This window comes from Candidatus Paracaedimonas acanthamoebae, from assembly GCA_017307065.1.
Lineage (GTDB): Bacteria > Pseudomonadota > Alphaproteobacteria > Caedimonadales > Caedimonadaceae > Paracaedimonas > Paracaedimonas acanthamoebae_A.
The window spans coordinates 52,134-65,537 of the sequence record JAFKGL010000011.1; the positions used below are offsets into that span (position 1 = coordinate 52,134).

The window sequence follows — 13,404 nt, forward strand, 5'->3', positions numbered from 1 at the left end:
CCTCTTAATTCGACTTATAGGCTCTATGAATAAGCCGCTGCGCGACTAAACGCATAGGATCAATAAGATCTTCTCTTTCTTCTTTTTCAAGTTCTTCAAAGGCTAAGGGAAATTCTGTGCACCCGAGAATAACTTTTTCAGCACCTTGGGCTTTCAGGGTTTGGACATAACGTCGAAGAAGATCTTTTATGCGACCTGAGGCTTTGGAAAGAGCTTTCAAGCCATCAACAGGATTGTAAATAGCTTCATCTACTTTCAGTTGTTCTTCCGCTGTGACCTGAATTAATTCCACCCCTTTTTCGTCCAAGACATTCTTATAAATCAAAGAGTTGCGCGTTCCTGTTGTCGACAATAATCCTATTTTTTTAAGGGTGGGGAAATTTTCGGCAATCCCCTCGACTGTTTCTTTTACAAAATCACAAAGCACAAACCATTCATCCAATTTTTCCTGCTTGATACGCTCCATAAGGTCATTTAATAAAACCGGCGCATGAAAAGTATTGCAAGGAACCACACTTAGAATAGGACGATTAAATTTCTTCCCGACGAAAACAGCACTTCTAACAATCTCAATCAAGACGTCCACAGGATTCGGCTGAGTTTGATCAAAGATATAGGTCGCTCGATCTGGGATCATGGAAGGAAACCCGAAATGCAAAACATCGCAATGATCCTGATCTTGACTTACATGACGCAGCTTTTTCGTTTCTTCGATAATGAGTCCATGCAAAATTCGGCCTGCCTCAGGCCCCATTCCGCCAATAATTCCAATAATTGCAGCTTTTTGTAACATTATATGGTGTTCCTTATGCGACAAGCATCTTTTATAAATCACTTTCAGTAAGAACTGATTTCGTTATACTGAAGCAAAGGCAACCTGTCGATTAAACTCTTATGTTGGATGAAAAAATGATGCAACAAATTACATTTTGTTCTGGTCTTGCTGATCTTAAAGATCATTATGATTCTTTTATTGTTGATTTATGGGGTGTCATTCATGACGGATATCAGCTTTTTCCCAATGTACTCAATGCTCTGAAGAAAATTTCTGAGGCTCAAAAAGAAATTATATTTCTGTCAAACTCGCCGCGTCGTTCTTCAATTTTAGCCAAAAATCTTGATGAATTACAGATTCCAGAAACCCTTTATAAAGCTCTTTATAGCTCCGGAGAAGATGCTTACAGGGCGTTAAGTCAACCTCGTAAAGCCCCTTATGATCATTTAGGATTCAAGGCTTATGCGTTAAGTCAGCCTATTCATCAAAGTCTTTACTATGATCTCGATCTTGAAACTGTTGAATCGATTGAAGACGCAGATTTTATTTTAAATACCGGCCCTCAAAACTTTAAAGTCCAAGAATATCAAGACGTTCTCCAACAAGCGCTGCCCCTCAAACTCCCGATGGTGTGTGTGAATCCCGATATTTCCGTGGTTCATGGAGGAAAATTGACCTTGTGTGCAGGCGCTCTTGCGGAGGCCTATGAAAAAATGGGGGGAGAGGTTCGTTATCATGGAAAACCTTACCCGAGTGTTTATCACTCTGTGACTGACATGTTTACAAAGAAAGATTTAAAACGAACATTGGCGATTGGAGACTCTCTTATCACGGATATTAAAGGTGGGAATACTTTTGGAATCGATACAGCCTTGGTCATGACAGGACTTTTCGAACAAGAATTTGGTCATGAGTTTGATCCAGAGTTGGGAATGCCCAAACTCACAACATCATGCCTGCAAAAAGGGGTGAAGCCTACGTATCTTCTCCCCCAATTTCAATGGTAATCTATTTTTGAAGCATCTTGAGCAACGGCTCATAAAGATACGCATTTGCTGCAACGATAGAGCCTGTTTTTAAGGGATCTTTCCCTCCATTGATGTCAGAGGCATATCCTCCGGCTTCCTGCACAAGGATCAATCCTGCGGCTAAATCCCAAGGCGCAAGCTGAGGTGAGACAAAACCTTCACTCCGCCCTGCAGCAACGTAAGCTAAATCCAATACAGACGCCCCAAACTGACGCAAAGCCGCCACATGAGGACGAATATTTTCACATATTAATGAAAATTTTTCCGTTTCCTCTGAACGTTTATAAGGTCTTTCTGTCGTAATAAGAGCTTCGCTTAATTCTTTCCGGCCTGAAACGCGAAGGCGACGATCATTTAAATAAGCACCCTTACCTTTTTCGGCATAAAATAGTTCGTCTTTAATAGGATCATAAATAACGCCCGCGATAATCTCATTTTCAAACTGAAGAGCTATTGACGTGGCAAAATGCGGAATCCCATGAAGAAAATTGGTCGTTCCATCAAGCGGATCCACAATCCAACGATGCTGTGAGTCGGAACCCGGGATCTCCCCTGATTCTTCGAGAAGAAAACCGAAGTCTGGCCGGGCTTTTTGAAGTTCAAAACGAATCGCTTTTTCTGCGCGATGGTCCGCTGTTGAAACAAAGTTTCCCGGGCCTTTTCTTGAGACTTGAAGATGTTCAACTTCATTAAAGTCGTGGATAAGACCTCGTGCCGCTTTCAACGCAGCCGAAGACATAACAGTCATTAAAGAAGATCTAATTTTAGTACGAGTCGCTGTTAGCATAATTAATCTTTTGCTCTCTCAACATAGGTATTATCAGCTGTATTGACAACAATTCTTGTTCCTGACTCAACATGAGGTGGAACCATTACACGCACGCCGTTTTCGAGAATCGCTGGCTTATACGACGATGCAGCTGTCTGTCCTTTGACAACGGGCTCAGCCTCAACAATTTTGGCGATGGCCGTATCTGGAAGGCTAATCCCCACAATCTCTCCTTCATAGGACGATACTGTGACAATCATACCTTCTTGCAAATAGACGGCAGGCTCCCCCACAAGGGATTGGTTGACGGTGATCTGATCAAATGTTTCTTGATCCATAAAAGTTAATTCTTCATCTGCCCCATAGAGATATTGATATTCTTTCTCGTCAAGACGCACCCGTTCAACTGTTTCGCTGGAACGAAAACGTTCATTCAATTTTGTGCCACTACGAATGTCTTTAAGTTCAACTTGCATATAGGCGCCACCCTTACCAGGTTGCGTATGCTGAATTTTGGTTGCAACCCAAAGACGAGACTTATGCTCAATAATGTTACCCGGACGAATATCGTTGCCATTGATTTTCATTGTTTGTTTCCTCTAAAAATAACTTTTGCCTTTGTTGTAATGCTTTTAGTTAGTAAAAGACAAGAAGAGAAAATGGCGGGAGTGACGGGACTCGAACCCGCGACCTCCTGCGTGACAGGCAGGCGCTCTAACCAACTGAGCTACACCCCCATTTATATGGTGCCTCTTTAGGTACCTCTGTTTCTGGGAATCGTCAAGTAAAAATTCACTTTTTCCAAAGTTGTTATTACTTATGAATGTTTTCCTATAAAATCACAAATATCATCACATGAACAAGAAAGAACCTTGTGCGTCTTAAAAAAGTCTGCAACAGGCATATAAAGTTCATAATTACTGTCTTGATTGAATTTCCCATTTCCGACATTAAACGCAGATTTTCTCTCATTTTCTAAACCGACATACCCCTCTAACGTCCAAAAAAATTCTGCGGACAAATCCCGAAGCACTTGATCTTTTGTTGCAGGATCATAGTCAGAACTTAATAGTTTTAGAAATTTTAAATCTTTAAGCGTGCTTTCAAAAGCCTTCGAAAAAAGAACGTCTTTTTGGGCCTTATGGTCATAGTCTTGCACTTTCTCAAGCCAACTTGCCATTAAAGATACAGGTGATTCTTCAGATAATGCTTCTTTTAAATTTATCATCTTTAAACGTTGAAAAAAATTAGACCTCTCTAAAATGAACGGGTTTTCAGGTGAAATGATAGATTGTGAAGACATATTATCTTTTATAATCAAATGATTAAAATGAATTCCGCCTAAAAGATCTTTGGGATTATTCGGCGCATCAAAAAAGTGACTTTGTGTAAAATTTAAGCCTTTAAAAGAAGAAATATTTATTGCTTTAAGTTCAGGCATTTTTAATCGCGTTAAACTCACCCAAGAGCTTTTGGAAGAAGCGCTTTTCGCTGTGATTTGCCCAAGCTGAGAAAATGTTGTTGCTTTAAAATTTTTTGGAGCCAAATTTATAGATAGACTTTGCTCTTTCTCCTTAAAAATCTCCTTAATTCTCGGTAAAATATTCGCATAATCCTGACTCAGATAAGCAACCTGAAGAGATGTTAGAAAAAACAATGTATTCAAAAGAACAAAATTAAAAGGAGGTCTTTTAAATATAAAAAATAAAGTATGATTAAAAACTGAACGCATTGTGAAGCCTCCCCTTCCCGAATATTAATAAAAAATAAGGCTGTCACCGACGAAGGTTTCCGCTTTTATTTGTCTTCACCGCCAAACAAAAAGATGACATTTAAAGGTCATCACGGCTGAGCTTCTTTTAACTCTTATGAGCACCTCTAATACTCAAGATCATAATTTAAAATGAAAGAGAGTCAAGAGAGAAGAATTATAAAAAAATATCATTCATAAACAAAGGATTAATAAAAAATAACTTCTTTTTTTTGTGCTTATTTTAGGCTTTTTTATTATAGGAGCTTGGCGTTAAAAATGTTTCACGTGAAACATTTTTTCTCTCCAAAAATCCTTTTAAATTCAAATAATTACCCATAAAAAATCTTCGGGCATAAAAAAGCCTTGAGTAAACCTCAAGGCTTTTTAAGAAATCTATAAATACTTTATTTCTTGGCAGGCTCTTCTACTTTTTTGTCGCCACCAATTTCAGGCTTACCTTCTTGGTTAAAGCGTTCAATTGCTGCTTTATCTCTTAAACTTGTCACAAGCTTAAGCATGCTTTCTTCTAAAACAGCGGCTTTCAATTGCTCTTGAACTTCTTCAAACTTAGGGGCCTTAACTTTACGCTTATCGTCCACTTTGATCACATGCCAACCAAATTGTGTTTTAACAGGTGTCTCTGAAATTTTACCTGGAACTAACGCAAAAGCTGCATCTGCAAATTCCTTAACCATGTCTCCTTTACGGAAATAACCAACATCTCCGCCTTCTTGAGCACTAGCTTTATCAATGGATTGCTCACGCGCAATTTTTAAGAAATCAGCACCTTTCTTAAGATCTTCAATGATTTTCTTAGCCGCAGCTTCATCTTTTACAAGAACGTGACGGGCTTTAACTTCCATTTCATCCTTCGGCAAACTTGCAACTAATCTGTCATAACGCTCTTTAACCGCTGAATCCGTTACAAAGCTCTTTAATTCCTTAGAAAGATAAGCTTGAACAAGAACTTGCTCTGTGGCTTGCTGAATAGCTTTTTGAACATCCGCATCTTTCTCAAGTCCAGCTTTTTTAGCAGCCTCAATCAAAAGCGTGATATCAATCATTTGATCGCGTAAGGTTGTAAATAATTTATCCTTATCTTTTGCTCCACTTAAAACTTGTGGAGGAAGAGCCTTTTCTAAACGGGTCACTTCTTTAAGTTTAATTTCTTTACCGTTGACTTTTGCGACAACAGCTTCTTCATTGGCCGCGATGACTTGGGAACCAAAAGCAAGAAATGTTGCAAAGGCTGTCGTGATCATAAAACGAGATAACATTTATATTCCTTTCTTAACGTTTTTTTAGATAATTTATTTATGTAATGTTGCATATGGTACGAGGAATTCATAAGAACGCAACAAAAATCTTATGTTTATAGCATTTATGCTTGCTTATCTCTAGTAAGCATGGGTAAATCACCATTTAGTAAGTAAAAGTAAATTTTAAGGTTCGAGGTCTTTTGATGTTTGTCAGTTTTATCCAAAAAGTCTTTGGTTCCGCTAATGAGCGCACCATTAAGAAGCTGAAACCCCAAATTGAAGCGATTAATGCCTTGGAACCTGATCTTCAAAAACTCAGTGATACAGAACTTAAAGCTCGGACAGGATGGTTTAAAGAGCGCCTTGCAAAAGGAGAATCTTTAGATACTTTATTGGAAGAAGCTTTTGCAACTGTTCGAGAAGCAAGTAAACGCATTATGAACATGCGCCACTTTGATGTCCAGCTTATGGGCGGAATCATGCTTCACAAAGGAAACGTCATTGAAATGGCAACCGGTGAAGGAAAAACTTTAATTGCAACTCTTCCTGCTTACCTTAATGCTCTCGAAGGAAAAGGGGTACACGTGGTCACGGTCAATGACTATTTAGCCCAACGTGACGCGAATTGGATGGGGAAAATTTATGAATTTCTTGGCTTAAGTGTTGGATGTATCCAACATGAATTAAGTGATGCCGAGCGTCAAGACGCTTATAATCGTGACATTACTTACGTTACTAATAACGAACTTGGATTCGATTATTTAAGAGATAATATGAAGTTCCGTCTCAGCGATATGGCTCAACGGTCCTTTAATTATGCCATTGTGGACGAAGTTGATAGTATTTTAATCGATGAAGCTCGAACTCCTTTGATTATTTCAGGACCCGCTGAAGATTCTTCTGAACTTTATCAACAGGTAAACACTTTAATTCCTCAATTAACCGCTACTGATTATGAAAAAGAAGAGAAATCTCGCTCCGTTACTTTAACGGAACAAGGGTCTCAGAGAATTGAACAACTTCTTGAAAATATTGGATTACTTAAAGGTGGATCTCTTTATGAAATTCAAAATATTTCATTAGTTCATCACGTCAACCAAGCCTTACGGGCCCATAAATTATTCACTAAAGATGTCGACTATATGGTGAAAGACGATAAAGTCATTATCATTGATGAATTTACAGGTCGTATGATGGAAGGACGCCGTTATTCAGAAGGCCTGCATCAAGCGCTTGAAGCCAAGGAACGCGTCTCTATTCAGATGGAAAATCAAACACTTGCATCAATTACTTTCCAAAATCTTTTCCGAATTTACTCAAAACTCTCTGGGATGACTGGAACAGCCAAAACAGAAGCCGCAGAATTCAGCGATATCTATAAACTTGACGTTGTCCAAATTCCCACGAATCTTCCAATGTCTCGACAAGATTTAGATGATGAAGTCTATCGAACAGCAACAGAAAAATACAATGCGATCATCACTCTTATTGAGGAATGTCGCCAGAAAAAACAACCTATTCTCGTGGGAACAACAAGCATTGAAAAATCTGAGTTGATCTCAACACTTTTAAAGCAACGTAAAATTCCGCATCAAGTTTTGAATGCGCGTTACCATGAACAAGAAGCTGTCATCGTGGCTCAAGCGGGACGCTCAGGGGCCATTACAATTGCCACAAATATGGCTGGCCGAGGAACTGACATAAAGTTAGGCGGCAACCTTGAAATGCGCCTTTCCCAAGAATTAGAAAATGTGACAGATGCCAAAGAACGAGAACGCCTCACCCAAAAAATTCGTGAAGAACTGCTCCAGGCAGAACAGGAAGTTAAAGCTGCTGGAGGTCTTTATGTTATTGGAACGGAACGTCATGAAAGCCGACGGATTGATAATCAGTTGCGAGGACGTGCGGGACGCCAAGGTGATCCTGGAAAATCTAAATTCTTCTTATCCCTTGAAGATGACTTAATGCGCATTTTTGGGTCTGATCGCCTGGATAATATGCTGCAAAAACTGGGCCTTGAAGAAGGTGAAGCCATTATTCATCCTTGGATTAATAAAGCCCTTGAAAGAGCCCAGCAAAAAGTTGAAGGGCGCAACTATGATATTCGTAAACATCTGCTGAAATATGATGATGTCATGAATGATCAGCGCAAAATTATTTATGAACAACGTCGTGAAATGATGGAGACAGATGATGTTTCTGAGCTTGTTCAACATATGCGTGAAGATGTCATTGACAAATTAATTAGTACTTTTATTCCTGCCAACGTTTATCCCGATCAATGGGAAGTTAAAGGCCTGCATGAAGAATGTTTACGGCTTTTTAATCTTGATTTACCTCTTTCAGAATGGGCTCAAGAAGAAGGCATTGCCGATGAGGCTTTAAAACAACGAATTGTTAACGCTGTTTCTGAAAAACTTTCCGCCAAAGAAACTTTGTATGGAACAAGCATGATGCATATGGCAGAAAAAAGCATCCTTTTGAGAGTGTTAGACCAAGCCTGGAAAGATCATCTCCATGGGCTTGATCATTTGCGTCAAGGAATCAATTTACGCGCTTATGCTCAACGAGATCCGTTGAACGAATATAAACATGAAGCTTTCCTTATGTTCCAAGAAATGCTTTCTCGAGCCCGTGAAATGGTCGTTTCTGCGCTTTCTCACCTTGAACTTTATCAACAAACAGAAGAAGAAATTTTTGAGGATGCTGTTGAGGATCTTGAAGAACAAAATAAAAAAATAAAACTTGGGCAAAGTGAGTTTTCAGAGATAAAAGCTACAAAAAAAGCGCCTCAATCTCTGAAAAGCCGCCTCACAGATGCAAAAAGAAAACAAAAAACACTTTCATCTAGTGGATCTTCTAAAGAGAAAAAAGCCACATCAAAAAAAGATGCTCCAAAAAAAAGTGATGAAGCAGCGCCAACGCGTAACTCTTTATGCCCTTGCGGTTCTGGAAAACGCTATAAGCATTGCCATGGTCAAGACGCTTAAAGATTTATAATAAGCTCTCTGAGATCCACGATAGGATGAGGTTGGCTTGAAGAATCTCCGACTCGATCATATTGCTGCACAGCAATAATTTTCTTTTCGGGGTAGATATAAAGACGCTGCCCCAGATGACCCTGTGCCGCAATAATATAAGGATTTTCATAAATCCACCAAAGAAGTCCACAAGCTGGCGTCCCTATCGATGTTTTTGTGGTCATGAATGAAATCCATTCTTGACTCAAAACAGAGGCTCCCTTCCAGGATCCTTGATCGAAAATAAGCTGTCCAATTTTTATGAGTTCTTCAGCAGAGATTTTAAGGCCTGAAGCCCCATAAATATGACCCACTTGATCATAGCGCCATTCAAAATTTTGTATTTTTAAAGGAGTGAAAAGAACGTCCTTGATAAATTCGTCGGCTGGTTTTCCTGTTACTTTTTGAATCACCCCAGGAATCAAATTTGTAGCTTTATTATTATAGTTATATTTTTCGCCTGGAAGGCTGGTAAGTTCTGCGCATAAAGATAATTGAACAGCATCTGGGGCTCTGATGATATCTTCATACGTCGGATCATCTTGTAGCCCAGAGGTATGCGTTAATAAGTGCCATAACGTGATTTGTTGCTTATGTCCTTGATCCCATTCTGGGAAGAAATGATAGATTGGTGTCTGAAGATCTTTTATCCTTTTTTGATCCCATAAAATACCAATCGCAAGCCCCATAATCGACTTTGTAATTGAATATGATTGCAATAAAGAATGGGGTTTCCCCCAATTCAGAAGAACGTCGTTTTCTTTTTGAATAAAGACACGCGCAAGATGAGAAGAAATTGCTTGTTCTTGAATTTCATGAAGAATCGTCGATGACATTTTTTCCCTTTTTAATCGATTCCTTTTATGAGGCATGCTTTAACTTGACCAACAGCTAAATCTCCAAGACTATACGGTCCATACGCCACCCTAATAAGTCGTGAAACTTGAACATTTAAGTGAGTCATTAAATTTCTCACTTCGCGATTTTTCCCTTCAAAAATGGCGACTTCTAACCATGTATTAAGGCCAGAACGTTTTAAAATCGTCACGTCCGCTCCTTGGTAGTGTATGCCTTCGAAGGTAATTCCTTTGGCAATTTCTTTAAGTTTACTCTCCTGAAGATGACCATACACTCGAACATGATAAACACGTTTTAAATGAGTCGACGGAAGTTCTAATTTGCGAGCCAATTCACCATCGTTAGTTAACAGCAATAAACCTTCAGTCATTCTATCGAGACGTCCCACAGAAATGACGCGCGGCAAATCTTTGGGTAAAGCTTCAAAAATCGTCGGACGGTTTTCAGGATCGTTGTGAGAGGTGATAAGTCCTTTTGGTTTATGATAAAGCCAAAGACAGGAAGATTTCTTAGACGGTAAGGGTTTCCCATCTACAACGATGACATCCTGTTCGGAGACAGTAATAGCTGGAGAATCTAAAAGAGTCCCATTCAATTGGACGCGGCCACTTTCAATCCATCTCTCAGCTTCACGACGAGAACACAGCCCAGAACGAGCCATCAATTTAGCAATTCGTTCGGTCATTTTTGGCAAGCCGAAATAAAAGCCTCAAAGATTTTATAATCATAGGACGTACTAAGATGTTCTGGATGCCATTGAACACCTAAACAAAATCGCTCTCCGACATGTTCAATCGCTTCAATAACGCCATCCGAAGCGGACGCAACCACTTTTAGGTTATCTCCAAGTTTTTTAATCGCTTGATGATGAGTACTATTTACTTGGATTTCTGAGGTTTCCCATAACTTAAATAAAAGACTCTCTTTTTCAACATGAATCCAATGAGTTGCTTGGTGTTTTGGTTCTGTTTGTTCATGCGAAATAGATGACTCCACCGTGGCAGGAATATGTTGGATAAGAGTTCCCCCCATCAACACATTAATCAGTTGATGCCCTCCACAAATCCCTAAAATAGGAAGATTTTTCTGATAGGCGGCCTGGGCGAGTTTTAATTCAAAAGCTGTTCGAGATGCTTTACAAACCACCCGTTCATGACAAATCTTCTCTCCATAGTGAGCCGGATCAATATCATAATCGCCCCCGGGAATTAAAAGCCCTGAGATCAACTTTACAAAGTCAGGAATCTGGTCACAATGATGAGGTAAAAGGATCGGAATTCCGCCGGCCTGTTCAATCACGCGCGCATAATTCTCTCGTAAAGCATACCAAGGATAAGCCGAATAGGTCGGTCGATCATCCCAATCTAAAACAATTCCAATAACAGGTTTTACCATAAAATTAGAGGGCCCATTGACCCTTCCTCCAAAATTCTCTTTAATACGACTCATTTTAAAGTGTTTAAGTTGAAAGAATCAATCATGAATTCAGGAATCTTTTTTGAAGATATTATTCGCCCCTTAAGTCGTTCAAAATTTTTGCAGGATTTTTTCGATCAAAAGCACTTCTATCATGAAGGAGAAGCCAGTCGATTTAGAGATCTTTTGAGTTCAGATCAGTTAAAAGAATTTATTAAAATTTCCCCTTTATGGAATGAAGCGACCTTAAGGCTTTATCACCAAGGACACGCTATTCTTCCTGACCATTTTTGCAAACCTTCTTCAACCTTAGATCAAGGAATTACTCTAAGACCGGATTTTGATCTTATTCTTTCTCACTTAGCTCAAGGGGCAACTCTTGTCGCCAATGATATTGGAACTTTAACACCTGGATTAAGAAATATTTCGCATCAACTTGCCGAGAACTTAGAAGCGCCTGTCCAAGCAAATCTTTACTATTCTGTGAAGGCTCAGCCGGGCTTTTTAAGTCATTTTGATGTCCATGACGTTTTTGTTTTTCATCTTGAAGGAGAAAAAAAGTGGCGCCTTTATGAAGGAAAAGCTGTTGCCCCTATCCAGCACCCTCTCTTTAATCATCTTAGCCAAGAAATGCATGAAGCTCAAAAAGGCCCTCTTTTAACAGAAATCCATTTAAAACCAGGAAGTTTTTTATATATTCCTCGAGGCATGTATCATGATGCGCTTGCGCTCACAGATCATTCTTTACATATCTCTTTTGGCGTGACACGCCCTATAGGTCTTAAAGCGATAACCCTTCTTTTTGAAGCGATGGTTTATGAAAAAATTGCCCGGCAAAATGTCCCTTTCTTTGACGATTCTCACCATTTTTCAGAGTATCTAAAAAACCTTGGAAAATGTGCAAATGACATTTTAAACAATTCTCACTTTCAAGCGCAGCTAAAGGCTCAATTGACTTCAGAATATAAAAAGACCTCCTAAAATTGAGGCCTTTCAATAAAAAAACAAATAAACTTTTATTTTGTCTCCCTGTTGCACTTGCGCCACAGGTCTTCGCAAATCAGGCAACTTTATTTTTTCTAGATTGCCTTTAAAAGCAAGGATCTATTTTATGAAACTTGAAAAATATTGTAACAAATTTTAAGGTTGCTTGTTTAATACCCACCTAAATTGTTTTTAGGAAAGATTAAATTTGATCAAGTTTCCTTATAATTGACCACTTTTTAGGAGAATAAAAATGAAGAAAATATTATTAACAAGCACAGCTGTTGCTCTTGCTTTGCCTCTTGCGCAAGCTTCCGCAAAAGTTGAAGGACAAACCCCTCGCCTACAATTATCTGGTGAATTATCCCCTCAATTTCACGTCGTAAAAAATAAGAATCGTGAAGCAAATAAAGGTAAAGGCTTCGGTCAACATTTAGCGCTTGAAGATTCACGTATTAACTTTGACGTTCTTGGAAGCACAGATTTATTAGGAGGTCTTGAATATGGCTTCCTCGTCGGTGTAGCCGCAGATACAGATCAATCAAATAACGTTGAAGAAGCTCGCATTAGCTTCAAAAACCAATACGGAACTGTCATGATTGGTGACACACGTGGTGTTGATGACTTTATGGCAGTTGGCCCTTGGAAAGTCATGGGCGGTACTGGTGGCGGTATTTATGGTAACATGACAAGTTCTTACCAACCAACATCAGGTGTTCGTTTTTCAGGTGACATCCACCATACACCAAAAGATGCGACAAAGATTAACTATATTACACCACGCGTTGCAGGTTTCCAAATCGGTGTGACTTATACACCAAATTCTGCACATGATGGTTCTGCAAAGCTTTTTTCACATACCAATGGTGGAAGAGTGACACAACATTTCTTCAGTGCACAACCTTTTGATCATAGCCAAGTGGGCGTCGGTGTTAACTATAAAAATACATTCCAAAATGGTTTGAATGCTCAAGCGTCTTTCACAGGACTCTTTGGTCATACAAAATTCGGTAAGCGCTTTACACCAGGCGAAACTAAAGTATATCTCCCAAGTGAATTGAACCCTGGCACCGTTTCTGAACAAGACTCAGGTAAAATTAGAAATACAAAAGGATTTGCTCTTGGTGCGATGCTTGGTTTCCAAGGCTGGAAAATCGCAGGAGAGTATGTCAACAATGGTAAATCTGGTGAACCACACGCATTAAAAGGCAATAATGCAGGGCGCGTTTACACCGCTGCGCTTGGTTATAGCTGGAACGTTAGTAGCGTGGCTGCAGGATACGGCCATACAGTCCGTAAACTTGGAACAGGTTATAATAAAGCTAAAGCTGATGTTTACACCCTTACATATGATCACAAGTTTGCCCCCGGCTTTGAAGGCTTCATTGAAGGGAACTTTGCGAAGCAAAAAACAGATGCAAACTATGCTACCTTCATTAAAAACGTTAAATTGGCTAATGACAGCTTTAAAGCGACAAATGATGGCGTTGGCAACAGCAATACAAAAGCTCTTATTATCGGAAGCCGCGTCCGCTTCTAATT

At 39.4% G+C, this 13,404-nt stretch carries 12 protein-coding genes and 1 tRNA gene; 4 read left to right on the forward strand and 9 right to left on the reverse strand.

Annotated elements, in window-relative coordinates:
• Positions 1-4: 4 nt before the first annotated feature.
• Entirely contained in the window at positions 5-793 is a 789-nt protein-coding gene (locus tag J0H12_01305; protein MBN9412550.1) for an amino acid racemase, read from the reverse strand.
• A 116-nt stretch (positions 794-909) separates the two neighbouring features.
• On the opposite strand from J0H12_01305, the gene J0H12_01310 reads away from it, so the two are divergent.
• Complete coding sequence (locus J0H12_01310) at positions 910-1,782, forward strand: TIGR01459 family HAD-type hydrolase (GenBank protein ID MBN9412551.1); 873 nt, start codon at positions 910-912, stop codon at positions 1,780-1,782.
• 1 nt (position 1,783) lies between these two features.
• Here J0H12_01310 and J0H12_01315 read toward each other — a convergent pair whose 3' ends face one another.
• The 5 genes from J0H12_01315 to J0H12_01335 form a co-directional block, all read right to left on the reverse strand.
• On the reverse strand, positions 1,784-2,590 hold the full coding sequence (locus J0H12_01315; GenBank protein ID MBN9412552.1) for an inositol monophosphatase: 807 nt from the start codon (positions 2,588-2,590) through the stop codon (positions 1,784-1,786).
• A gap of 2 nt (positions 2,591-2,592) precedes the next feature.
• Entirely contained in the window at positions 2,593-3,159 is a 567-nt protein-coding gene (efp, locus tag J0H12_01320) for an elongation factor P (protein MBN9412553.1), read from the reverse strand.
• Positions 3,160-3,232: 73 nt separating this feature from the next.
• Positions 3,233-3,309, reverse strand: a tRNA-Asp gene (locus tag J0H12_01325).
• Positions 3,310-3,389: 80 nt separating this feature from the next.
• Positions 3,390-4,304, reverse strand: coding sequence for a hypothetical protein (locus J0H12_01330; protein MBN9412554.1), 915 nt, complete (start codon positions 4,302-4,304; stop codon positions 3,390-3,392).
• 425 nt (positions 4,305-4,729) lie between these two features.
• A complete protein-coding gene (locus J0H12_01335) occupies positions 4,730-5,389 on the reverse strand; it encodes a peptidylprolyl isomerase (protein MBN9412555.1) in 660 nt (219 codons plus the stop codon).
• A 398-nt stretch (positions 5,390-5,787) separates the two neighbouring features.
• On the opposite strand from J0H12_01335, the gene secA reads away from it, so the two are divergent.
• On the forward strand, positions 5,788-8,574 hold the full coding sequence (gene secA / locus J0H12_01340; GenBank protein MBN9412556.1) for a preprotein translocase subunit SecA: 2,787 nt from the start codon (positions 5,788-5,790) through the stop codon (positions 8,572-8,574).
• Here secA and J0H12_01345 read toward each other — a convergent pair.
• From J0H12_01345 to J0H12_01355, 3 genes are read right to left on the reverse strand one after another with little or no spacing between them, the layout of a single operon-like run.
• A complete protein-coding gene (locus tag J0H12_01345) occupies positions 8,571-9,440 on the reverse strand; it encodes a serine hydrolase (GenBank protein MBN9412557.1) in 870 nt (289 codons plus the stop codon). The two genes, secA and J0H12_01345, sit on opposite strands and share 4 nt — an antisense overlap.
• Before the next feature lie 11 nt (positions 9,441-9,451).
• Positions 9,452-10,147, reverse strand: coding sequence for an rRNA pseudouridine synthase (locus J0H12_01350; protein MBN9412558.1), 696 nt, complete (start codon positions 10,145-10,147; stop codon positions 9,452-9,454).
• The gene (locus J0H12_01355; GenBank protein MBN9412559.1) at positions 10,144-10,911 is read right to left on the reverse strand and encodes a gamma-glutamyl-gamma-aminobutyrate hydrolase family protein; all 768 of its coding nucleotides are present in this window, start codon (positions 10,909-10,911) and stop codon (positions 10,144-10,146) included. The genes J0H12_01350 and J0H12_01355 overlap by 4 nt, the downstream gene beginning before the upstream one ends.
• 30 nt (positions 10,912-10,941) lie before the next feature.
• Between J0H12_01355 and J0H12_01360 the strand changes: the two genes are divergently transcribed.
• Together J0H12_01360 and J0H12_01365 are read left to right on the forward strand one after the other, a co-directional pair.
• Positions 10,942-11,859, forward strand: coding sequence for a hypothetical protein (locus J0H12_01360; GenBank protein ID MBN9412560.1), 918 nt, complete (start codon positions 10,942-10,944; stop codon positions 11,857-11,859).
• A 256-nt stretch (positions 11,860-12,115) separates the two neighbouring features.
• Positions 12,116-13,402 carry a porin gene (locus tag J0H12_01365; protein ID MBN9412561.1) on the forward strand — a complete coding sequence of 429 codons (1,287 nt, stop codon included), beginning with the start codon at positions 12,116-12,118 and terminating at the stop codon, positions 13,400-13,402.
• Positions 13,403-13,404 lie beyond the last annotated feature (2 nt).

What these genes read in the sequence shown, in the direction of transcription:
- J0H12_01305 (MBN9412550.1), bottom strand. Translation starts at nt 793, where the DNA reads ATGTTACAAAAAGCTGCAATTATTGGAATTATTGGCGGAATGGGGCCT.
- J0H12_01310 (MBN9412551.1), top strand. Translation starts at nt 910, where the DNA reads ATGATGCAACAAATTACATTTTGTTCTGGTCTTGCTGATCTTAAAGAT.
- J0H12_01315 (MBN9412552.1), bottom strand. Translation starts at nt 2,590, where the DNA reads ATGCTAACAGCGACTCGTACTAAAATTAGATCTTCTTTAATGACTGTT.
- efp (MBN9412553.1), bottom strand. Translation starts at nt 3,159, where the DNA reads ATGAAAATCAATGGCAACGATATTCGTCCGGGTAACATTATTGAGCAT.
- J0H12_01330 (MBN9412554.1), bottom strand. Translation starts at nt 4,304, where the DNA reads ATGCGTTCAGTTTTTAATCATACTTTATTTTTTATATTTAAAAGACCT.
- J0H12_01335 (MBN9412555.1), bottom strand. Translation starts at nt 5,389, where the DNA reads ATGATTGATATCACGCTTTTGATTGAGGCTGCTAAAAAAGCTGGACTT.
- secA (MBN9412556.1), top strand. Translation starts at nt 5,788, where the DNA reads ATGTTTGTCAGTTTTATCCAAAAAGTCTTTGGTTCCGCTAATGAGCGC.
- J0H12_01345 (MBN9412557.1), bottom strand. Translation starts at nt 9,440, where the DNA reads ATGTCATCGACGATTCTTCATGAAATTCAAGAACAAGCAATTTCTTCT.
- J0H12_01350 (MBN9412558.1), bottom strand. Translation starts at nt 10,147, where the DNA reads ATGACCGAACGAATTGCTAAATTGATGGCTCGTTCTGGGCTGTGTTCT.
- J0H12_01355 (MBN9412559.1), bottom strand. Translation starts at nt 10,911, where the DNA reads ATGAGTCGTATTAAAGAGAATTTTGGAGGAAGGGTCAATGGGCCCTCT.
- J0H12_01360 (MBN9412560.1), top strand. Translation starts at nt 10,942, where the DNA reads ATGAATTCAGGAATCTTTTTTGAAGATATTATTCGCCCCTTAAGTCGT.
- J0H12_01365 (MBN9412561.1), top strand. Translation starts at nt 12,116, where the DNA reads ATGAAGAAAATATTATTAACAAGCACAGCTGTTGCTCTTGCTTTGCCT.